Source organism: Zeaxanthinibacter sp. PT1 (assembly GCF_028464225.1).
Classification (GTDB): domain Bacteria; phylum Bacteroidota; class Bacteroidia; order Flavobacteriales; family Flavobacteriaceae; genus Zeaxanthinibacter.
In genome coordinates this window covers 188,744-211,629 of record NZ_JAQPCN010000005.1, presented here as the reverse complement: position 1 = coordinate 211,629, position 22,886 = coordinate 188,744, and the positions used below count along the sequence as shown (strand labels likewise).

The following is a 22,886-nucleotide window of genomic DNA, read 5'->3' as shown; positions in this document are numbered from 1 at the left end:
ACCGAATGAAACGACTACTGCAAATAGAATTTATCAAGCTCTGGAACAGCCGTTCCAGCCGTATCCTGATTCTCGCCTATTTTATACTGCTCACCTCTATCGCCCTGGTGGCGGCGATTAAGTTTGATATCGGTCCCATACAGTTCCACCTGGCAGAACAGGGGATCTTTAATTTCCCCTATATCTGGCATTTTAACAGCTTTATCATTGCCTTCTTTAAGCTTTTCCTCGCGATCGTCATCGTGTCTATGATGGCTAATGAATACAGCAACAAAACCATTAAACAGAACCTGATAGACGGGCTCTCTAAAAAAGAATTCGTTCTCTCCAAATTCCTTACTGTACTGACATTCGCTTTAGTATCCACCCTCTTTGTATTTGTGGTTTCCCTCATCCTGGGGCTGATCTATTCGGATTATAACGAAATTTCAATCATATTTTCTGACCTGGAATTCTTGCTGGCTTATTTTGTAAAACTAGTGGGATTCTTCTCCTTCTGCCTGTTCCTGGGAATGTTGGTAAAACGCTCTGCCTTTGCATTAGGTTTCCTCATCCTATGGCAGGTGATCGAAATGCTCAGCTGGGGATTTATTCGCTGGAAGTTCTTTGATGGGCCCACTACAGAAACTATCATGGGATTTTTCCCGCTGAATGCTATGTTCAACCTGATCGAAGAACCCTTCTCCCGGCTCAATGCCGTGCAATCTGTCGCCAAACAGGTGGGTGAGACCTTGGTCCTGGATTACCAGGTGAAGGGATACGAGATCCTCATCGTGTTGGCCTGGACCTTTATTTTCGTATACGGGTCCTATGCCTTGTTGCGTAAACGCGATCTTTAGTACTAATCGATTGCCACTGCACGTAAATTACTGGGTTTGGTCGCTGAATGAAAGGTAAATCCTGGGCTTTTCACTACCTTATTAGGCGCAACACTCCCGTGATGCTTAAAAAATTGCTATTCTATACCGCTCTTCTGCTGGGATATATCGCGAACGGGCAGGAATGTCCCTCCCCGGTATTGATCAATCCCCTGGCCGGCGCTTTGGATGTACCGGTAAATTCGACCATCCGTTGGAACCCGGTAATCGGTGTACCCGGATATATCATCTCTATAGGCACTAGTCCGATGGGAACTGATATCCTGGATAATCAGTCTGTCGGTAGTGCAACCGCCTATACCCCACCTATGGGGCTGCCGGAGAATACCCAGATATATGTAACTATTACCCTATTCTTCTTCGAGGAAGGGGTGGCCGATATTCGCTGTGCCAGCGAAACTTTCCGGACCGAAGATGTACTAACAACTCCTCCTTGTATCGCGCTTGCTTCCCCTTCGGATGGAGCCCAGGATGTGAATGTCGGAACAAACCTGCGCTGGCCTTATTCGCCCTCCGCCACCGGCTACAGTCTGCAATTGGGAACTAGTCCCGGGGCCAACGATATCATCGACCTGGACCTGGGGAATGTCCTTTCTTTTAATCCCCCAGCGGACCTCCCGGAAAACACCCTACTCTTTGCCCGGGTCATAGCCCGCAATGAGAACGGGCAGGCATCCGGCTGTGTGGAAAGCAGTTTTACAACCGGGGCCATTGCACAACTACCCGGCTGTTCCTCCCTCATCAGTCCGCAGAACGGTGAGTCCGGGATTTCACTTACCCCAACCTTGGAATGGCAAGCTGTAGCGGGAGCAGACGGGTACCGCGTCACCATCGGTAATTCGCCTTTTAGCGCGGAGATCCTGGACGGGGTACGCTTTTTTACGAACTCATCGGCAATAATAAACCTGGAAGCGAACCGTACTTTCTTTATAACTATTATCCCGTTTAACGAGGCCGGGGAAGCCATTGGTTGCCAACAGCAGAGCTTCTCTACCATTCTCGGTTGCGGACCTTACTTTGATCCTGCGTCGGGAGAACTCGTCATCCTGAACCCGGAGATCAGTCTTCCGGATACCGTTTCTTTCTGCGAGAATGAAACGCCCCTTATATTGGAAGCCCCGGACGAGGCTGATGGGTACCGTTGGTACCGTGTACGTGCCAATGGGCAGGAACAATTAATTTCAGAATCAGAGCAGGTCTCCCTGTCCGTAACCGGCACCTATCGTTACGAAGCCTACAACCTCAGCGATGACCCGGTAGAACCGGCAAGCTGCCCGACTTCAAAAGAATTTGAAGTAGTATCATCTGAATTGCCGGACATTCGATCGCTGGTAGTGGGAGAAGATGGGCAGAATATCAGTATCCGCGTGGAAGTAAGCGGTATTGGGGATTATGAGTATGCCCTGGATTCCGGGGAAGGTCCCTTCCAGGATAACCCAATTTTCACCGGGGTAGCTCCCGGTCCACATACCATCTACGTCAGGGATAAGAACGGCTGTGGTACGGTTTCAGCCCAGATCAATGAACCGGACCTGGCTGAAGGATTTCCCAAATTCTTTAGTCCTAACCAGGACGGGATCAACGATTATTGGCAATTTAGCCCGGTTCCCGGCCTGGATGCCGCCCCTATGGAATCGATCAGAATCTATGACCGCTACGGTAAATTCCTGGTCCAGATCTTAGTGGGCTCCATCGGCTGGGATGGCACCTACAATGGAAGGCCACTGCCGGGAGGGACCTATTGGTACAAGGCCACCGATGTGGAAAATAAAACAGTAAGTGGCTATTTTAGTCTGAAGCGATAGTAGTTAAAATCTTCGTAAGGAAGAACAGCCTAAAGCCCATGCTTTTGTAATTTTGTCCTATGAAATTCAACGTAGTATCCGATTTTAAGCCCACCGGGGATCAACCAAACGCCATAACTGAACTAACCTCCGGTATAGAATCCGGGGAAAAGTATCAGACCTTGTTAGGAGTAACCGGATCGGGAAAAACATTTACAGTGGCAAACGTGATACAAGAGGTACAGCGCCCTACCCTGGTACTTGCCCACAATAAGACCCTTGCAGCACAGCTATATTCGGAATTCAAGCAGTTCTTCCCCGATAACGCGGTGGAATATTTTGTTTCCTACTACGATTACTACCAGCCGGAAGCTTATATCCCAACCTCAGGACTTTATATTGAAAAAGATCTCTCGATCAACGAAGATATCGAGAAACTGAGGCTTAGTGCTACCTCCTCCCTCCTTTCAGGACGTAGGGATGTATTGGTAGTGGCCTCCGTTTCCTGTCTATATGGTATTGGTAACCCCGTGGAATTCCAGAAGAACGTGATCTCCATAAAACGGGACCAGGTCCTTTCCCGAACTAAGTTTATGCACCAGCTGGTACAGAGTCTTTATTCCAGGACTACAGCCGAATTCAAGAACGGGAATTTCAGGGTTAAGGGTGATGTGGTTGATGTTTTCCCAAGCTACGCGGATCACGCCTTCAGGATACATTTCTTCGGGGATGAGATCGAAGAGATCGAAGCATTTGATCCTTTTAAAAATACCAAGCTCGATTCTTACATCTCCTTAAATATTTACCCTGCGAACATGTTCGTGACATCCCCGGATGTACTTCAGAATGCCATCCACGAGATACAGGATGATCTTGTAGCACAGGTTAATTATTTCCAGGAGGTAGGAAAGCCTATCGAAGCAAAGCGACTGGATGAGCGCACCAACTTTGACTTGGAAATGATCAGGGAATTAGGGTATTGTTCCGGCATTGAGAACTATTCGCGATACCTGGACGGCCGGGAACCGGGAACCCGCCCCTTCTGCCTGCTGGACTACTTCCCGGATGACTACCTGATGGTGGTAGATGAAAGCCATGTGACCATTCCACAGGTACACGCCATGTATGGAGGAGACCGTTCCAGGAAGGAAAACCTGGTGGAATACGGTTTCAGGCTGCCGGCGGCCATGGATAACCGGCCCCTGAAATTTGAAGAATTCGAGGCCCTGCAGAACCAGGTGATCTATGTGAGTGCAACCCCCGCCGATTACGAAATGCAGAAAAGCCAGGGTGTTTACGTAGAACAGGTGATCCGTCCTACCGGTTTGTTAGACCCGGTGATCGAGGTTCGCCCCAGCAAGAACCAGATAGATGACCTGGTGGAAGAGATACAGCAACGCGTGGACAAAGATGAAAGGACCCTGGTGACTACCCTGACCAAAAGGATGGCTGAAGAGCTGGCCAAATACCTGACCAGGATCAACGTCCGTTGCCGTTATATACATAGTGATGTCGATACCCTGGAACGGGTGGAAATCATGCAGGACCTGAGGAAGGGGATTTTTGATGTCCTGATCGGGGTAAACCTGCTCCGGGAAGGATTAGACTTGCCGGAAGTATCCCTGGTCGCTATTGTCGATGCTGATAAGGAAGGGTTCTTACGGAGTAACCGCTCCCTGACCCAGACCGTGGGAAGGGCTGCCAGGCACCTGAACGGGAAAGCGATCATGTATGCGGACAAGATCACGGACAGTATGCAGAAGACCATTGATGAGACCAATTACCGCCGGGATAAGCAGATGGCCTACAATAAAGAGCACAATGTTACTCCTATGGCCCTGAATAAAAGCCTGGACAACGTCTTATCTAAAAATTCGGTCTCCACCTTCCACTTTGAAAAGGAGGAGATGCGTGCCGCTGAGCCGGATATGGAATACCTGACTAAGGAACAGCGGGAGAAACTGATCCGGAACAAACGGAAAATGATGGAGAAGGCGGCAAAGGAGCTGGACTTCATGGAAGCCGCCAAACTAAGGGATGAGATAAAAATGTTGCAGGAACAGGAATAAAACGCTTTTGATATCGATAATAAGAGCGCTGTTAAAATCCTGATTACAAGATATCTATATCGATTAATTTAGCTACATTTAATATTACCTCCGGAAATTTCCCCCGTGTTAACCACTTAAAACAAACACGCCATGAGAAATTTTCTGCTGCTCCTAACTTTTAGTTTTAGCCTTTTTGTTGCCGCCCAAGAGGTGGTTTTACCCGCCGTCCTTCCTGAGAACAACGTAACGGAAACCTACCATGGAATTACGGTACAGGATCCGTATCGCTATGTTGAGAACCTGGAAGATCCACAGGTATTATCCTGGATGCGCGACCATTCCAATTATGCCAGGGTAACCCTGGAAGCCATCCCGGGCAGGAAATCAGTGCTCGATAAATTCTATGAACTCGATAAGCGCGTGAGCTCCAGGGTTGGTAATACAAAGATCACAGAGAACGGAAGGTACTTCTATATCAAGTTCAGGCCTGAGGATGACAATGGTAAATTATACTACCGGGAAGGGTATCAAGGCGAGGAAAAATTACTGTTCGACCCTGAGACATATCGCCCGGAAAGCGAGAGCAATTTTGTGATCTCTAACTTTTTCCCGGACACTTACGGGGATCAGGTAGTGCTCGCCATATCCCCTGACGGTTCTGAGAACGCCGAATTAATCATCCTGAAACGCGATGGGACCCGGCTTCCGGAACTTATAGACCGTGCAAGTACCTGGGGAATTTCATGGCAACCGGGGAATGATTCATTCACCTACACACGTTACAACTCTTCTGACATCTCCGATGTAAATCGGCAAATAAATATGCGGAGCTACCTGCATACTGTAGGCTCTTCCGTTGAAAATGACTTGGAATATTTTTCAACCTATACGCATCCCTCCCTGCAAATAAAACCGGAAGAAATTCCTATTATATGGTATAATAATGTCAACAAAAAAGTATTCGCTCTTCCGGCTACTGTAGAAGACAACCTGCTTCTTTACGTTGGGAATCACGGGGGAAAAGAAGCACCGAAAAGCTTGCAGAAAGTTTTCGGCAGGGAAGATAAGGTGACCAATTTTACCAGCGATAAAAATTTCATTTACATGAAGATTTATGACGGGGCACCAAATTACCGCATCGTTCGCTCACCCCTCAATACTCCGAATATTAAAAATGCTGTTGAAGTAGTACCTGAAACTTCGGACGAGATCATTCAAGATATGACATTGACAACTGATGGGCTGTATTATACCACCTTAAGGAATGGGGTTGAAGCCAATGCCTATTTCAGAGCCAATGACGCTGAGGAGGCACGTAAATTATCCCTCCCTTTTGCAGCGGGCAGTATCGGGCTCGACAATATCGATGCAGGGCAGCCTGAAGTATGGATGACGCTGGAAGGGTGGACCAGACCGGAGAAGCGATACCGTTATAATGCAAAAACTGATCAGTTTTTGTTTGAACCTTTGTCCAGCCAGGCGGAGTATCCCGAATTAGCGGAAGTTGAAGTAACGGAAACTACAGTCCCATCTCACGACGGTGTTATGGTGCCGGTTTCTATTATACACAAAAAAGGCCTTATCAAGAACGGAAAAAATCCGGCCCTGATCTATGGATACGGTTCTTATGGAGCTACTTTTAGCCCGGGGTTCAGCCCGGTTATTCTCAATTACGTCATTCATGATGGTGTCCTAGTGATAGCCCATGTTCGTGGGGGAGGTGAATTGGGAGACGCCTGGTATAAGGCGGGGCAGAAAAAGAATAAACCCAATACCTGGAAAGATGGGATCGCGACAGCTGAATACCTGATTAAAGAAGGGTACAGTTCTAAAGATCGCCTCGGTATCTGGGGTGGCAGTGCCGGAGGAATATTTGTAGGACGTGCCATGACCGAGAGACCGGACTTGTTCGCCTATGCTATTCCAGAAGTTGGTGCTATGAATACGGTCCGCATGGAAGCTTCGCCGAATGGCCCTGTAAATGCACCTGAATTCGGAACGGTCAAAGATCCGGAAGAATTTAAATCGTTGTTAGAAATGGATAGCTATTTACACCTGCAAGATGGGGTGGAATACCCTGCAACACTAGTGACTGCAGGATTTAACGATCCCAGAGTTATAGCCTGGGAACCCGCTAAGTTCGCAGCAAGACTGCAAAAATCACAGAAAGGAAATAAGCCGGTATTATTTTTAACAGATTTTGAAGCGGGGCATGGGATCGGGGATAGCAAAAGTAAAGTATTTGAGAATTTTGCTGATACTTTTGCTTTTGCGCTATGGCAAGGAAAACACCCGGATTTTCAACCTGCAGAAAAGGTAAAAATGAAATAAAAGAAAGGCGCCCTTATTACAGGGCGCCCTTCCTAACTAACCAACTAAACAAACCAACTATTATGAAAGCCCGTTAGGAGGGCTCCATAACATTTTAAAAATTATTTACCCAGCTCGATGAGGCGCTTTGGTTTTGGAAGGGCCTCTTCTTTTTTAGGTAAGGTAAACCTTAGAATACCGTCGCTGTAATCGGCGTTGATCTTATCTTCATCAACCGTCTCCGGAAGCGTAAAGGCACGCTTGAAAGAGCGATAAGAAAACTCCCTGCGTGTATAATTCGCTTCTTTAGTTTCTTCCTCGTTCTTGGTCTCCATGGAGATGGACAACACATTGTTGTCTACCTCAATGTTGAAATCTTCTTTCTTCTGGCCTGGAATAGCGAGTTCCAGTTCAAAATCTTTTTCGTTCTCCTTGATATTCACAGCGGGAAAACTATTGTTCACGGTGTCCATGCCCCCAAACCAATCCGGTTTGAACATTTCATTCATCAGTGATGGAAATAAAAGGCTGTTTCTCTGCATTAAACTCATGATAATATAAATTTGATTGTTGCACTTAAGTTTTGTTCTCGACCTATATAAGGCAAAGGATGTACCAACAATCAAAAGGTGACGATGTGTCACATTTCGAGCTTAATTAAGCGACAATATGTCGTGTAAAAAATAGTTGCACTAATTAAAGTGTGCTTTGAAGATGGAAATGAGCACTTCCGGCGGGACGATTTTGTCCGGGTATTCATGCATTACTTGTAAAACCTGGTCGATGGCCGAAGGAGGTAATCCCATCCCGAGACCTATATTATGCAGCCTGTAGATCTCTGTGGCATGTTGCTCTCGATCGACATTCATTAGCAGTAACAAGCGGTGAAATTGCAGGATTCGCTCTTCATGGGACTTTAAGGTCAGCCGGGGGCCTTCCTTCCTGAATAAAGAATCAAAGGTTTCCCTGTCTATTCCTAATTGGTTACTGACATTGAGGAGGAAATTATATTCCGCAACCCTGATGACATCGTCTGCTTTTGCAAATGCGATCATCTCTGAAATTATTCCTAATTTTTCTTTGTAGGTGCTCATGCTTGTAGGTTTAAGCGATCCGGAGGCTTGGTATTATAACTGAAAATCAAGGCTTTTCGTATATCCGGCGGCCTATTTATCCCTGCCCGGGCCCTTACTAGCGGGAATTATCCTAACTTGCAAAAAAAACGAGCATGACCAATAATGACATACTGAAAAAGCTGAGGGTTGCCCTGAGCCTAAGGGACGACGAGATCGTATCTATTTTAGAACTGGTGGATTTCAGGATCTCTAAGAGTGAGATTGGCGCCTTCTGCCGCAGGGAAGATCATCCCAAATACAAAGAATGTGGTGACCAGGTGTTGCGCAATTTTCTGAACGGACTTGTTCTCTTCCTGAGGGGCCCCAGGGAAAATCCCAAGGATCCTAAAAAAATCCGGGAACAGATCCGGCAGAAAGGTAAAGACACCGCTCCAAAACCTTCCGAAGGTAGCAATAGCGGACAGGCATAAAAAAAGGTGGCAATTCTATTGCCACCTTTTTCATTATCAACTTGAATGGCTATTAAGCCAATACTTCTTTTACTTTATCTGCAGCTTCCTGGAACTGTACCGCTGAGTGTACTGCCAAGCCGGAATTATCAATGATCTCCTTAGCCATTTCCGCATTGGTTCCCTGCAGCCTGACGATGATTGGAACTTTGATGGCGTCTCCCATATTCTTATAAGCATCTACAACCCCTTGGGCGACACGGTCACAACGAACGATACCTCCGAAGATGTTGATCAGGATTGCTTTAACGTTAGTATCCTTAAGGATGATACGGAAAGCTTCCTCTACCCTTTTGGCATCGGCAGTTCCTCCTACATCGAGGAAGTTGGCAGGTTCTCCACCCGCCATTTTGATAAGATCCATGGTCGCCATAGCTAATCCTGCCCCGTTAACCATACAACCGACATTCCCGTCGAGGTCTACATAGTTAAGTCCTACAGCACGAGCTTCTACTTCGATAGGGTTTTCCTCTCGAAGATCTCTCATCTCTGCATATTGCTTTCTTCGGAACAAGGCGTTATCGTCTATGGATACCTTGGCATCTACCGCCATGATCTTATCATCAGATGTTTTTAACACCGGGTTGATCTCGAATAAGCTTGAGTCACTCTGATCGTATGCCCTGTAAAGGGAAGTAACAAATTTTGTCATTTCCTTAAAAGCTGTCCCGGACAGGCCAAGGTTAAAGGCTATCTTACGCGCCTGGAAAGGCATCAATCCGGTAGCAGGATCAATTTCCTCTGTAAAGATCAGGTGCGGTGTATTCTCGGCCACGGTCTCGATATCCATTCCACCTTCGGTAGAATACATGATCATGTTACGGCCGCTTGCCCTGTTTAACAGAACAGACATATAGAACTCGCTGGTTTCACTTTCTCCCGGGTAGTATACATCTTCAGCAACCAATACCTGGTGTACTTTCTTACCTTCGGCAGAGGTCTGCGGAGTCACCAGGTTCATCCCGATGATATTTCCTGCGATCTCTTCAACTTCTTTCAGGTTCTTGGCCAGTTTTACTCCACCGCCCTTACCACGTCCACCTGCATGCACCTGGGCTTTGATCACGTGCCAGTCGGTACCTGTTTCCTGGGTAAGTTGCTTGGCTGCATCTACAGCTTCCTTAGCATTGTGGGCAACGATACCGCGTTGTATGCGGACACCAAAACTTGCCAAAATCTCTTTTCCCTGATACTCGTGAAGATTCATATGATATATTCTATTTGGTTTGCGTACAAAAATAGGAAACCATGCTTATTTACCCTAATATAATAACAGAAGGAAGCTCTAAATTTTAAAATCATCAAAATCAAGAGCGTCGAAGTTCTTAAAATGCCCGTTCATATCGATGATCTTCTTGGTGCGATTGACCTCTTTGAGCACTTTGATGGTATTTGTTAAATGGTCCAGGATAAACTGCAGCCGCTCACTTTCTTTGGGCAATTGTAGTAATTCGTGTTCCTGTTCAAAGGAAAGACCCATTTTATGGGCCAGCATAAAACTATTGAATTTCTCGGGCACTACGTCCTGGAAAGGGACATCCATAAGTTGGTATAAATCCTTTAACCTATACCAGACCTCCTCTTTGGTTTTGGGGTCTGCATCATTGACATTATCCAGGAATTGCACTATGCCCCCCGCGTATAGTTTACCATCCATCTGGTTATCAAAGGTCATGATTTTAAAGACCTGCCGGGCTACACAGGCAACATCCATCTCCCCTCCGTCATAAGTGGTCACCACCTCTACCAATTGCACCTCTGTACCATAAGATATCCTTTCATTGATATATACCGGGATGCCGAAGGTGAGGTTCTCTGAACGGCAATCGTGTATCAACTGTTTGTATCGTTCTTCAAAAATATGAAGGGGCACCGTCTCCCCGGGAAAGAATACAGATTGTAAGGGAAAAAGTGGTAATTTCATATTTCAATTTTTATTAAATCTACAACAGATTTAGATAACAGTCAATTCACATTTATCCCGGTTGTTACAAATATAACTTTTTGTTGAATAATTCATTATTTGGTTGTATTTTTTGGCTTGGATAGCAGAAGTACCCTAGATTTGTCCTAAATATTAGAATTATGAATCATTCAGACCTGCTGCAAGTAGCCAGGGATTTCGGAGACCCGGTTTATGTATACGATGCGGAGAAGATCAGCAGCCAGTTCAATCGCCTTACCAAGGCATTCAGTAGTGTTCCACAATTGCGACTCAATTACGCTGTTAAGGCACTGTCTAACATTTCTATCCTTCGACTGATGCACAGCATGGGCAGTGGCCTGGATACGGTTTCATTGCAGGAGGTACGACTTGGGCTTATGGCCGGCTTTGCTCCTGAAGATATCATTTTTACACCAAACGGGGTATCACTCGAAGAAATTGAAGAAGCTTCTGCATTGGGGGTACAGATCAATATTGACAATCTTTCCATACTAGAACAGTTTGGAAGCAAGCATCCCAAAGTTCCGGTATGTATCAGGATCAACCCCCATGTAATGGCGGGAGGGAATACCAAGATCTCTGTCGGGCATATCGATTCCAAGTTCGGAATAAGTATCCACCAGATCCCACACCTCCTTAGGATAGTAGAGCTGACAAAAATGAATATTAACGGGATCCATATGCATACCGGGAGTGATATCCTGGATATAGAAGTTTTCCTGTATGCTTCGGAGATCCTCTTTGATACCGCCAAGCATTTCCCCGACCTTGAATTCATTGATTTTGGCAGCGGGTTTAAAGTGCCCTACAAAGCAGGCGATATACAGACCAATATAGAAGAGCTGGGAGAGAAGCTCGGGAAGCGGTTTAACGATTTCTGTAAGGAATACGGCAGGGACCTGACCCTCGCTTTTGAACCCGGCAAATTCCTTGTCTCCGAGGCAGGACACTTCCTTGCTAAGGTGAACGTGGTGAAACAGACCACCTCTACGGTATTTGCCAGTGTGGACTCCGGTTTTAACCACCTCATCCGGCCTATGCTCTATGGGGCCACGCATGAGATCATCAATATTTCCAATCCCCAGGGAAAAGAGCGATTCTATTCTGTTGTGGGCTACATCTGTGAAACGGACACCTTTGCGAATAATAAGCGAATTAACGAGATCAGCGAGGGAGATATTCTGTGCTTCAATAATGCCGGCGCCTATTGCTTTACTATGGCCAGCAATTACAATTCGCGTTTCAGGCCACCGGAAGTTCTCTGGTACCAGGGCCGGGCTATCCTGATCCGTGAACGCGAAACTTTCGAGGACCTCACGCGAAACCAGCGTGATGTAAAAGATCTTTTTCTTCAGAAAAAGGAAAAAGTCGAGCTAAAATAACTCGCGATAATCCGCCAGCCCGACTGAAATAAAGCAGCTTTTTTTTCGTTAATTTTGGTATAGTTATTGAACTAATAGCCTAAAAGATATAACATGAAAAAAACTATAACGGGTTTAGTGCTGATTTATATGGCGCTATTGTCTACCGGGCTACAAGCCCAGGACGTGGCTTGGATCAGCTGGGACGAAGCCGTCAAACGCTCACAGACCGACAAGAACCCGAAAAAGATATTCGTAGATGTATATACCGACTGGTGCGGTTGGTGTAAGAAAATGGACAAAGACACCTTCCAAAACCCAGAGGTATCAGCCTATATGGCCCAGAACTTCTACATGGTAAAACTGGACGCGGAAGGCAAAGATCCCATCGAGTTCAAGGGGAAGACTTATAAGTTCATTCCACAGGGTCGTCGTGGCTATCACGAATTAGCCGCTGCATTGTTACAGGGGAGGATGAGCTACCCCACTGTTGTATTCCTGGATGAGCAAATGAATATGTTATCTCCCGTTCCGGGGTATCAGAAGGCAGAACCCTTCCTGAAGATCGCCAAATATTTTGGCAGTGATATTTTTAAAGAAAAAGACTGGGAGACCTATAACGGTCAGACCAAATAAATAAAAACGGCCTTTTTTGAAAAGGCCGTTTTTTTATTATCTGCTGTAGTTCGGTGATTCATTGGTGATGGTCACATCATGCGGGTGACTCTCATTGATACCGCTGGCAGTGATCTTCACAAAGCGACCCTTATTTTTGAGGTCCTCGATATCCTTAGCCCCACAGTAGCCCATCCCGGCTCGCAGGCCACCGACAAATTGGTGAATGCTTTCGTACAGGTCTCCTTTATAAGCGACCCTACCTACAATACCTTCAGGAACCAGTTTCTTGATATCATCCTCTACATCCTGGAAATAGCGATCCTTACTCCCTTCTTTCATAGCCTCTACGGACCCCATACCACGGTAGGATTTAAATTTCCTTCCCTCGTATATGATTGTTTCCCCTGGCGATTCCTTGGTACCTGCCAACAGCGATCCGAGCATTACGCAATCTGCCCCAGCAGCTATGGCCTTAGGAATGTCCCCGGTATACCGAATCCCACCGTCTGCAATTACCGGCACATCAGTGTCTGCTATAGCCGCAGCGACCTCCAATACCGCGGAAAATTGCGGAAATCCAACCCCGGCAACAACACGAGTGGTGCAGATAGATCCGGGTCCTATACCTACCTTAACGGCATCAGCCCCGGCTTCTACCAGGTACCTTGCTGCATCACCAGTGGCAATGTTCCCTACTACCACATCCAGGTCCGGGAAATGTTTCTTTATTTCTTTCAATACATGTACTACACCTTTAGTGTGCCCGTGGGCGGTATCGATCACGATAGCATCAACTCCCGCTTTTACAAGAGCTTCTGCCCGCTTAACGGCATCACCGGTAACCCCGATAGCCGCAGCGACACGTAGACGACCATACTGGTCTTTGTTGGCGATTGGTTTTTGGGTGAGTTTGGTGATGTCACGGAATGTGATCAGCCCCACAAGCTTGTTGTTCTTATCGGTGACCGGAAGTTTTTCAATCTTATTTTTCTGGAGTATTACTTCGGCTTCTTCCAATGAAGTGCCCTCACTTACCGTAACCAGCCTCTGGTGTGTCATCACCTCGGCTATAGGTCGGGTATCATTTTTTTCAAATCGAAGATCCCTGTTGGTAACTATCCCTATCAGGGTATTATTCTCGTCCACGATCGGGATCCCCCCGATGCGGTGCTCCTTCATACTCTCCTTGGCATCCCTGACCACAGCATCCCTGTGCAAGGTTACCGGGTCCATAATCATGCCGCTTTCCGCACGTTTAACCTTTCTTACCTTAAGCGCCTGTTGCTCTATGGTCATATTCTTGTGAAGAACACCGATACCGCCTTCCCTCGCCATGGCAATAGCCATCTTGGATTCGGTAACCGTATCCATAGCAGCGGAAACGATAGGCACGTTTAAACTGATATTCCGGGTGAACCTGGATTGTATACTCACTTCTCTCGGGAGTACGTCTGAAAATGCTGGGACCAAGAGTACGTCGTCGTAAGTGAGACCTTCTCCTAAAATTTTGTGCAGGTGGGCTTCCATGGCAATTAAGGATTAATTGCGTGCAAATATACCACATTATATGCAACCTGCATATAGATTATTGAAATGCTGCATCCTAGATTAAACCGGATAGGGTTAAAATAAATGTAAAACTGGTCAAATATTAAGTGCCCCTGACTAAAATACGGTTTGCATTCGTTATAAAAAGCTTGTAAATTTAAGAGACTCCTTAAATAAATTTCGCGTTATGAGTATCAGATTAGGAAATAGTTGCCAGAATTGCGAGAAATACAGCGAAGGTTTCTGCATGCACCATAAAACCAACGTAGGCACGGCCTACACCTGTGATAGTTTTGAAATGATGGCAGCCTTGAAAGACGACCCGAATTGTGCGACCTGCTCCCGTTACCTCAACCCGGATTGTGCTAATCCACAAAAGGCCGCCCCGGGCATGTTGTGTAACCATTGGGCACCCCGTGCACAGGCGTAACAACCTTCGTAAATAAAAGAACACCACCTGCTTCCTGCGGGAGGTGTTCCTTGTCATTATCTCAAATACCAGTTATTCTGTCAATTAGGCACTGTAAATAATGTGCGCTTGTTTGGTCCTTGAACGGATCAATTCCGCCTCTTCAGGATTGATATCCCCAAGGATCCAGGTGTAGAATGGTAACGGTACTTCTCTTTCCTCTATAGGATTAATCAGCCCAAACGACACCGGCATTAGTCTGGAGCAGCAAGGGGGATTTAATTTTTACTAGGGAATGACATCAATGCTTTTCCAACTATGGCTTCACCTCAGGTTACAGCCATATTTCCTGCTCAAAGGACGCCACACCATGCATCTTTGTTTCTTTTTCTCAGGCCAGATGAAATGCATCGCGCTAAGAACAAATAGAAGTTCAACCAGGGAGCCTTGGGCTATTTTTCTTAGGGTGGTTGAATTAAGGTGATTAAAGTTTGAATTGAATTCCTGTGTAAAATGTTCGCGGTTCTGCAGGGATAATACCCGGTCCGGGATACCCGGTAGCCCTACGGGTAAAATATGTATTATTCATCAAATTATTGATCCCTGCCTCCAGTTTCCATTTACGATAGCTGTATGATAAGGAGAGGTCCATGATGTCATAGGCCGGGATAGCACCTTCTATACCGCGTTGGTTATCATTGATATCCCTGGGCGCATTGGTGGCATCGGTAAATTGTTCGGACAAATAGGAGTATTGCAGACTCCCAAGAAAATTACCATACCCGAATTGTAACCCGGATTTCATGTTGATCTTCGGGATAAATTCTACACGGTTTCCTTCTACCCCGGTTTCTTCCGATTCCAGGTATTCCGAGTCTGTCAATGCCAGGTTCAGGTAAACGTTGGCTCGTAAGCGCTCAGAATCGGGCAGAAATGTTCTTTTTAAATTCCAGTCCAAAAAACTTTCCAGTCCATACATAAAAGCCGTTCCTATATTCCCCCGGAAGCGAACCACCCTGCCGGTCTCCACCACATCGCCATTGGCATTAGTACGGGTCTCATTTTTCAAAATCTCTCCCAAGCGGTTGTCGTAGAGCAGGCTGAAGACACTAAGGTCAAAGGATAGCATTCGTTTATAATTTCCCCGGAATCCTATGTCTGCCGTAAATCCATCTTCATCCCGGATATCTTCAGCGACCTGGTAAGAGGGATTCACTACCCTGATATCACTGAACGTTACCGACCGGTAGTTCTGGGATATATTTGCATAAAGTTCACTGCTTTCTCCCAGTTTGTATGCCGCTCCAAGTCCTAAGAGCAAAAAGTTACGTTCAAAGCTCCGATTATCCGCGACTTCTTCATTCAAAAGAGGATTGCCGGCCAGGTCCAGTACGATATTCCTGTAAGCTCCTTCACTTTCTGTTTTTATGTATTCCCAACGAAAACCAGGTGTGATAGAAAAGCTGCGGCTCAGATCGATGATATTCTCGCCGAATATCGCCAGGTTGGTATTTGGGAGTTCAAAGGAAGATTGCCGCTCGTAGTTAGGAAAATCCTCGGTATAAAAATTAAAATCAGGGTTTGAAGCCGCACTACCGGGCCCCTGTTGCTGGCGATTGTCAGTCTGGTAATATTTTGTACCCAATAAGAGTACAGAATTCTTTGCAGCCAGAGTATACCTTGTCAGGTAGCGGAATTCTGCTCCCCAATTCCGGAAATCATCGAGCAGCAGTTCACGAGGTTCCGATGGATCATCGGGCTGGGATACGCGGTTGGTACGGAAGCCCAGGGCAGAGCGATTGGCCTCCAGGGTGAATAATTGTAAACTGATATCCGAGCGGGCGTTTAAACGGTGGTCCAGTCGCAGGGAAAAAAGCTTCCAGTCTACGGTGAACCAGTTACGTGCCCGGTTACTAAAGATTGGATCCTCCTCAAACTGGGCATCCGTAAGCCCACCTGCCTGTTTAGCCAGGTAATCCAGGATGGTAGCTTCAAATGTAAGCTGGGTGTCCTCACTGAGTTTCAGGTTAAAGGATCCGAAATAATTCCGACTGTTGAATTCAGAGTTCGGGCGGAAACCATCACCTTCTTTATAATTGAAATAGGTATAGTAGCTGAAGTCGTCTACCGTACCACTCAAACTATTGAAACTGGTAAGGAGGTTATACGATCCGACGGTCTGCCTGCTGGTCCATTCAATAGCTTTGTCGGTTACAGGACGTTTAAATTTAAAATTTACTAATCCACCAAACTGGGGGCCATATTGCAGGGAGGCCGCACCGCGTACCACCTGTATTTCACTCAGGGCCTCGGCCGGTGGCGTATAGTAACTCTCCGGGTACCCAAGGGCATCGGCACTGATGTCATATCCATTCTGCCGGGTATTGAAATTAGCAGTCCGATTGGGATCCAATCCCCTGCCCCCTATATTCAGCTGCAGCCCGGCGTCTCCATTTTCGTAAATATTGAGCCCTACCACCTGGCTGTACACCTGCCGTGGGTTATTGGCAGCGACGTTAGCCACCAATTGATCCATAAGCACTACTTCGCTTTTCTTCCCGGCGTAGATGGCTGTACCTTCTACCTTCTTCAAACTTTTTAACGCAAAGACCCGTTGCCTTTCCTGAATCAATACGACTTCTGATAGTGATTCACTCAGCCGTTCAAGTTGTACATTCTGTATCGTTGGTCCATTTACCACAACTTCAATTTCCGAAACCTTATACTCAAAGGCGAAAACTACCATACTGTAAGTACCTTCTGCAAGTGAACTAAAGCTATAATTCCCGCTTTCATCTGCTTCGGATAAGACTTCTGAATTTTTTAAGTACACCTCGGCTCCTGGAACCGGATTCCCGTTCGGCCCGGTGATAACACCTTGCAGGCTGCCCTGGGCAAATCCGAACATACTTAACATAAGCATGTATATAAAACTACAATCCTTTAATCGTATCATGAAAAGGTAATATCCAGGTTTTCGGTTTAAATGAATCCTCGTATTGGGTGAGGTCTGCCTTTGGATCGATAAACGGCCTGCTCAGTCTTCCGTTTAGTGCGACCCTGCTGTCTACGTAGACACCTACGTCTCCCCATCCCAGCTGCCGGTAATGATCTTCCAGGAAATGAGCGAATTCCAGGATAAAATCTGGTTGAAAAGACATCTGCTTTTCCTGGAATGCAGTAAGAAATTCTGAGTTATCTACGTAAACCCATTTCCCACTGTCTTCATCCACCACTTTGAACTGCGCATAACCCGATTTCTCCATCAACATTACCCTCCAAGAAAATCGATAACCTTCCTCCGTCCAGAAAAGCTCCCCGGGATAAAGCAGGTATCGCCATGGGAACAGTATTTGCACTCCAAAAAAAAGTGCGAAGAAAGTCATTTTAAATGTATGAGCATAGCCATAATTGGAGACCAATCTACGACCATTATCAAAACGCTGCTTAATTATTCCTGTCAGACGGGACAGGATCTCCAAAAATCTATGATGTACTGAAGCAGGAAAAAAGATGAGCGCGGATACGATCATGATATAAGGAAACATCCCGATAGGGAAGAGCACCCGGGTCAACACATGGAAAATAACCAGGACAATAAAGGCCGGTATACGCGTTCTTTTAGATAAAAGCAGGAATGGTACTGCCAGGTCAAACAATGCACCCGTCCAGGAGAAAGCATATTGCACCCATTCCTGGCCCAGGAGACCGCCGATGATGGGAATATTAAATTTCGATGGCAACCAGATCTTCAAAGGCATGGCTTCCAGCATCCAATCCGAGTTGAGTTTTGCCAGTCCGGCGTAAAAATATACGATTCCCAGCAGTAGGCGTAAAAATAGAACAGGCCATGAAGGAAGCAGCTGGAATGCCTTGCCTGGTTTTTTCCAGGCATCGACAGAATAGTATGCCTCCAGGGGCAGAAAGATCATAAGCAGGGACAGTACGCTGATAAAATAATAATGATTCAGGTAGGTGGTCTTATCCATGAGTTCTATGTAGGTAAAGCTCAGGAAAAACAGTATGCTGGACCAACGATACTTATAGCCCAAGGCTATCCCTACAGAAGACAGTGCACACAGCAGGAAGATCAGGTAAGTATAAGGCCCAATGGGCTTTACCCATTCAAACCCGTAATACGAAAAATGAAAATCAGGTTCCAGGTAAAGGGATTCTATCCATCCGTGATACCAGAACCGGATAATTGAAAACAGCATCATGAAACCGAACAAAATGCGAAAGACTGCCAGTGGGGCAGCCTCACGCGGTGATTCCAGTTTTGTTCGGATGATTGCCTTCATCGGTTAATCCCCGTCAGCATCTACAAAATCAACACTGATACTCATGGCAGAAACCATATCCACCTTGAATAAGGGAACTACCCTCTGTACTTCATCATATGCCAGCAACATGGCTCGAGGAGGGTCATTATTTTCTATTTCTGTACGAAAATCGCCCAGGGCATTAACCTGTTCCATCGCCAGGTCTAGTTGCTCATTGATGATCTCGTCAAGCGCCGCCCCATCCTTAAGTGAATTTAAATCCTGCAGGTAAGATGCCAGGCTTTTTCCGAAAGCTGATTTCCCGTAGTGTTTCCCGTTAAAGAAATCCTGGACGGCTACCGTGGCAGCAAGGAAGAGTTCTTTACCAACCGCTGTCCTGTAATAAGCTTCCAGAGTCTGCGGTGCCTTGGATCCCGTAAACACACCCAGGGGAATCCCCATTTTTCCTGCACGCAGGTGTTTTTCGTAATAAAAGATAAAATCATTAACCATGCGGTCTGTAGATGCGGTTGCGGAGGCACCGTCATTTGCGACAAATGCATCACGGAATCCTCCCTCCCATCCCTGTATCACCTGGGTGGTGAGCGACTGCATGTCTTGAATTACCGCATCGATATAATCAAAGTGTGCTTGCTGGTCAGCTCCCTGGTATCGGGCTACGATTTGTGAATCTGAGGTAGCAAGGCCATTTATGAGGTAGTCCAGTGCCGGGAATCCCTTAACATCGCGGTTTGCCGGCAGACTGAGGTCATAGGAACCCGTAGCAAGAAATTCTTCCAAGGTAACGGCGTCTGTAGGGTAAGTATTCATAGCCAAGCGATACCCAACGGTTTCGGCCGGGCCGATCTCGAACATGGCTACAGCCTGCCACCCCAAATAAGCATCTAACCAGGCATCGCGTAATTTCTGTAATTGCTCCTCGGAAGGGTTAGATTTAAAATCGATATAAATAGCATTCATCGTATTGAGCCTGGCACTGAAATCCTGGTACGATGGCAGGATTATATTATCAGCCCAGTTTTCCAGCATCTCGCTTCGCTCAAAACTCACCGGTTCCGGTTGCGGTTCTACCTGTGGCTCTCCTGCTGAATCAGACGAACATGCCCAGATGGAAACCAATAAGATTAAACTCGGTATAATTCTTTTCATCGGTCTACGTATCATATTTATTTCGATTTGCAAAGATAGGGAAGGGAACACCCATTTGGAAAATCAAGTGTCCCTTTTCCCATCTTCAACTTAAAAACCTAACTAACTCAAAAACTATCATTTCAGCTACCTGCTTCGGTTACAGAAAAATCAAAGCGTGCAGCTATGTTATCTGCAATATCCTGTAAGGTCTGTGGCTGAACATTCCACAAGCCATTGGCACCGTCATCCATAAGATCGTTGAGCATGGCCTGTACTTCGGTCCTGCTGAAATACGGCTCCATGGTCCCGGGTTTACGTGTAAACTGTAGGCTGTAGATAAAGCCATACGCCTCAGAAAGATCATGGAAAACGGTTCCGTAAGCCGGTTGTGGTTGCTCCAGGATAGCTTTTGCCTGGATTAAGTAATACACCGACCGAATTCCTACGATTTCTGATATTTTTTCACGGATAATTTCGGCCTGGGCATCACGCACCTCGTAATTCCCAGCAACTATAGCTGCTCTTCCTAATTTGAAGGCCTCAAAAATATCTGCAGAAATCCCGGCAAAATCGCTGTCGCCTTCTACTCGCCCCAAGTACTTATTCAGAAAACTATCAGCCCCGAGATCATTATTGGGATTAGCAGGATCTGCATTCAGCCCGAATACATATCCGTACGCCTCATCCCATTTATGCTCCATATTAGTATAATTCTTGCCTTCTGCGGTAATCCCTGCATCATTATCAGCAACGTTTCCTGCCTCGTCCAATACAGTTGCGCTCAGATAATTATTCAGTGCCTGGTCTGTCATCACCGCACCGATCAGTCCTTTTATCACCATCTGGTTATACTCCAGCCCTTGTCCGGAGACATAGCGAGTGGATGACCCATCAGCGATCTGTCCTGCAGTTCCTGGAGCGGCTGCAGCATTCCACCTTGGAAAAACCTCGGAGGCCTGAGCATCTATCCAGCTATCAAAATCTGCACGGACATCAAACTGGTCTGCAGTGTTGGAAGCATAAAAATCAGCCGAAGCTGCAGTTTTGGACTTTAAATTCTTATTGGAAGTATTCAGATCAGGATTTTCAAAATTTTCAACCCCGGCTTCATGGGCGTACATGGCCTGTAGGGACGCAGCAGTTTCAGTAGGATCTGTCAATGCACCGGAAAGCGCCTCCCCCATCAGTAAACGAGTGGTTTGACCGTTAAAATCAACAGTTGATGCACCCTCCCTTTCAAAGGAATAAGTAGCAGGAGCATTAACTTGCTGATCAATTGGATTATTATCATCATCATTGCTGCAAGAGGTCAATAGAATACCGCTTAAAAGTAAGGCTGGAAAAAGATTTCTCTTCATCTATTTATATTTAGATTGATTTTAAATAATGTTCGAGCTGCAAATATATAGCAGGAAAAAAAACCTTCAAACTTTATTTAGAATTAATTTAAATAAAAATATTAGTGGTATTTAGAAAAGAGGTCAGTAGCCTTATTATGAGCCGTTTCAAAGGCCATCCACTTAACACCGGTATCGGCTTTAGCTGTAGTGAAATAGGATAACATCTTCTCTGTCGGCATATTCCCGGTAAGTTCATCCTTAGCCATAGGACAGCCTCCAAAACCTTGTATGGCCCCATCAAACCTCCGGCAGCCTGCTTTATAGGCAGCATCAATTTTCTCATGCCATTTCATAGGATTGGTATGGAGGTGAGCCCCGAATTCGACTCCGGGATATTCCGGGATTAAGTTCGAAAAAAGGTAATCTATATCCGCCGGGCTTGCACTACCCACAGTATCGGAAAGAGATAGGATCTTTACCCCCATTGCAGCAAGTTTCTGTGTCCATTCACCAACGATTTCCACATTCCAGGGATCACCATAGGGATTCCCAAAACCCATGGATATATAAGTCACGACTTCCTTCCCACTTTGGTCGGCAATCTCGAGGATCTGTTGTAACACCTCTATGGACTGGGCAATGGTCTTATGCGTATTCCGCATCTGGAAATTCTCAGATATAGAGAAAGGGTATCCCAGGTAATTGATCTCCGGGTGAACACTGGCATCTTCGGCGCCCCGCACATTAGCGACAATCGCCAGGAGTTTGCTTTGCGTACGTCCCAGGTCCAGCCCGGCCAGAACTTCAGCCGTATCCGCCATCTGCGGAATTGCCTTTGGGGAGACAAAGCTACCGAAATCTATGGTGTCGAATCCGCAATTGAGCAGTGATTGCAGGTAATAAATTTTCTCCGGGGTCGGGATAAATGTCTTTATCCCCTGCATGGCATCCCTCGGGCATTCTATGATCTTTACCTTATCCGGCATATGGCTTTCTTTGCTTTCTCAAAAGTAGTACTAATTCCCTGAAATTAACAGCCACACCCCTATCCCGGTAAAAACCAGTATCTGAAGCCATTTCAGTATAATCCCCGTACCGCGATGAGATCTTAGGTAGCCCGAGATACTACCCGCCAAGAGGGCCAGTGCTCCAAAAATCACGAAGGAAACCGCCATGAATATGAAACCAAGGATATAGAACTGGTATACTAGGTCTATTGATCTGCTGAAAAGGAAACCCGGGAAAAAAGCCAGGAAAAAGATCGTCACTTTGGGGTTGAGTACATTCATGATGAAACCCTGCCTGAAGAGCTGCATTAAGGATTTCTTTGGAACGGCAGCTGCATCGAGCCGGATATCAGCATTTGCCCTGAACACCATCCAGGCCAGGTAGAACAGGTAAAATGCTCCAAATAATTTGATAATGAAATACAGATCCTCGTTTTTCCGGATCACTACGGAGACTCCAAAAGCCAGCAATGTGGTATGTACGAGACAACCGGAAATAAGACCCGCAGTTGTCGCCAGGCCAAACTTCCGACCGTGTGCGATGCTTTGGGTCAGCACATAGATATTATCCGGGCCCGGAGCAATGGCCAGGGCCGCAGTAGCGAACACAAAAGCAGTGAGGATCTCAAAGTTCAT

Annotated in this window: 20 protein-coding genes; 8 read left to right on the top strand and 12 right to left on the bottom strand. The window is 46.2% G+C overall.

All coding sequences use genetic code 11. The features are described 5' to 3' along the window. Nucleotides 1-5: 5 nt before the first annotated feature. The 4 genes from PP178_RS13295 to PP178_RS13280 all read left to right on the top strand — a co-directional run bounded on the left by PP178_RS13295 (nt 6) and on the right by PP178_RS13280 (nt 7,044). Nucleotides 6-839, top strand: a complete 834-nt coding sequence (locus PP178_RS13295) for an ABC transporter permease (protein WP_272594848.1) — start codon at nt 6-8, stop codon at nt 837-839. A 101-nt stretch (nt 840-940) separates the two neighbouring features. Continuing rightward, nucleotides 941-2,683 carry a T9SS type B sorting domain-containing protein gene (locus tag PP178_RS13290; protein WP_272594847.1) on the top strand — a complete coding sequence of 581 codons (1,743 nt, stop codon included), beginning with the start codon at nt 941-943 and terminating at the stop codon, nt 2,681-2,683. A 59-nt stretch (nt 2,684-2,742) separates the two neighbouring features. Beyond that, nucleotides 2,743-4,731 (top strand): excinuclease ABC subunit UvrB, encoded by a 1,989-nt coding sequence (gene uvrB / locus PP178_RS13285; protein ID WP_272594846.1) that lies wholly within the window; start codon nt 2,743-2,745, stop codon nt 4,729-4,731. A gap of 132 nt (nt 4,732-4,863) precedes the next feature. Further along, a complete protein-coding gene (locus tag PP178_RS13280) occupies nt 4,864-7,044 on the top strand; it encodes a prolyl oligopeptidase family serine peptidase (protein ID WP_272594845.1) in 2,181 nt (726 codons plus the stop codon). 101 nt (nt 7,045-7,145) lie between these two features. Here the strand turns inward: PP178_RS13280 and PP178_RS13275 are convergent, their stop codons facing one another. Next, the gene (locus PP178_RS13275) at nt 7,146-7,574 is read right to left on the bottom strand and encodes an Hsp20/alpha crystallin family protein (RefSeq protein ID WP_272594844.1); all 429 of its coding nucleotides are present in this window, start codon (nt 7,572-7,574) and stop codon (nt 7,146-7,148) included. 141 nt (nt 7,575-7,715) lie between these two features. Continuing rightward, nucleotides 7,716-8,117 (bottom strand): TerB family tellurite resistance protein, encoded by a 402-nt coding sequence (locus PP178_RS13270; protein WP_272594843.1) that lies wholly within the window; start codon nt 8,115-8,117, stop codon nt 7,716-7,718. 134 nt (nt 8,118-8,251) lie between these two features. Between PP178_RS13270 and PP178_RS13265 the strand changes: the two genes are divergently transcribed. Next, the gene (locus PP178_RS13265; protein WP_272594842.1) at nt 8,252-8,569 is read left to right on the top strand and encodes a DUF1456 family protein; all 318 of its coding nucleotides are present in this window, start codon (nt 8,252-8,254) and stop codon (nt 8,567-8,569) included. Nucleotides 8,570-8,621: 52 nt separating this feature from the next. Here the strand turns inward: PP178_RS13265 and sucC are convergent, their stop codons facing one another. Both sucC and PP178_RS13255 read right to left on the bottom strand, forming a co-directional pair. Then, on the bottom strand, nt 8,622-9,815 hold the full coding sequence (sucC, locus tag PP178_RS13260) for an ADP-forming succinate--CoA ligase subunit beta (protein ID WP_272594841.1): 1,194 nt from the start codon (nt 9,813-9,815) through the stop codon (nt 8,622-8,624). A gap of 78 nt (nt 9,816-9,893) precedes the next feature. Continuing rightward, entirely contained in the window at nt 9,894-10,532 is a 639-nt protein-coding gene (locus PP178_RS13255) for an LON peptidase substrate-binding domain-containing protein (RefSeq protein ID WP_272594840.1), read from the bottom strand. Nucleotides 10,533-10,693: 161 nt separating this feature from the next. Between PP178_RS13255 and lysA the strand changes: the two genes are divergently transcribed. Then, nucleotides 10,694-11,935: a diaminopimelate decarboxylase gene (gene lysA / locus PP178_RS13250; protein WP_272594839.1), complete on the top strand. Its 1,242-nt coding sequence runs from the start codon at nt 10,694-10,696 to the stop codon at nt 11,933-11,935. A 93-nt stretch (nt 11,936-12,028) separates the two neighbouring features. Next, nucleotides 12,029-12,550, top strand: coding sequence for a thioredoxin family protein (locus PP178_RS13245; protein WP_272594838.1), 522 nt, complete (start codon nt 12,029-12,031; stop codon nt 12,548-12,550). A gap of 36 nt (nt 12,551-12,586) precedes the next feature. Here the strand turns inward: PP178_RS13245 and guaB are convergent, their stop codons facing one another. Then, the gene (gene guaB, locus PP178_RS13240; protein WP_272594837.1) at nt 12,587-14,059 is read right to left on the bottom strand and encodes an IMP dehydrogenase; all 1,473 of its coding nucleotides are present in this window, start codon (nt 14,057-14,059) and stop codon (nt 12,587-12,589) included. A gap of 208 nt (nt 14,060-14,267) precedes the next feature. On the opposite strand from guaB, the gene PP178_RS13235 reads away from it, so the two are divergent. Further along, nucleotides 14,268-14,510 carry a hypothetical protein gene (locus PP178_RS13235; protein ID WP_272594836.1) on the top strand — a complete coding sequence of 81 codons (243 nt, stop codon included), beginning with the start codon at nt 14,268-14,270 and terminating at the stop codon, nt 14,508-14,510. A gap of 84 nt (nt 14,511-14,594) precedes the next feature. Here the strand turns inward: PP178_RS13235 and PP178_RS13230 are convergent, their stop codons facing one another. The 7 genes from PP178_RS13230 to PP178_RS13200 form a co-directional block, all read right to left on the bottom strand. Next, complete coding sequence (locus PP178_RS13230) at nt 14,595-14,744, bottom strand: hypothetical protein (RefSeq protein ID WP_272594835.1); 150 nt, start codon at nt 14,742-14,744, stop codon at nt 14,595-14,597. 229 nt (nt 14,745-14,973) lie between these two features. Next, nucleotides 14,974-17,445 (bottom strand): TonB-dependent receptor, encoded by a 2,472-nt coding sequence (locus tag PP178_RS13225; protein WP_272594834.1) that lies wholly within the window; start codon nt 17,443-17,445, stop codon nt 14,974-14,976. Further along, nucleotides 17,423-18,790, bottom strand: a complete 1,368-nt coding sequence (locus tag PP178_RS13220) for an HTTM domain-containing protein (protein ID WP_272594833.1) — start codon at nt 18,788-18,790, stop codon at nt 17,423-17,425. Before PP178_RS13220 ends, PP178_RS13225 begins: the two co-directional genes overlap by 23 nt. 3 nt (nt 18,791-18,793) lie before the next feature. Beyond that, nucleotides 18,794-19,921, bottom strand: coding sequence for an imelysin family protein (locus tag PP178_RS13215; RefSeq protein WP_272594832.1), 1,128 nt, complete (start codon nt 19,919-19,921; stop codon nt 18,794-18,796). A 122-nt stretch (nt 19,922-20,043) separates the two neighbouring features. After that, nucleotides 20,044-21,261: a DUF4856 domain-containing protein gene (locus PP178_RS13210; RefSeq protein WP_272594831.1), complete on the bottom strand. Its 1,218-nt coding sequence runs from the start codon at nt 21,259-21,261 to the stop codon at nt 20,044-20,046. Between the two features lie 101 nt (nt 21,262-21,362). Then, nucleotides 21,363-22,229: a hydroxymethylglutaryl-CoA lyase gene (locus PP178_RS13205; RefSeq protein ID WP_272594830.1), complete on the bottom strand. Its 867-nt coding sequence runs from the start codon at nt 22,227-22,229 to the stop codon at nt 21,363-21,365. Nucleotides 22,230-22,259: 30 nt separating this feature from the next. After that, on the bottom strand, nt 22,260-22,886 hold the full coding sequence (locus PP178_RS13200; RefSeq protein ID WP_272594829.1) for a LysE family translocator: 627 nt from the start codon (nt 22,884-22,886) through the stop codon (nt 22,260-22,262).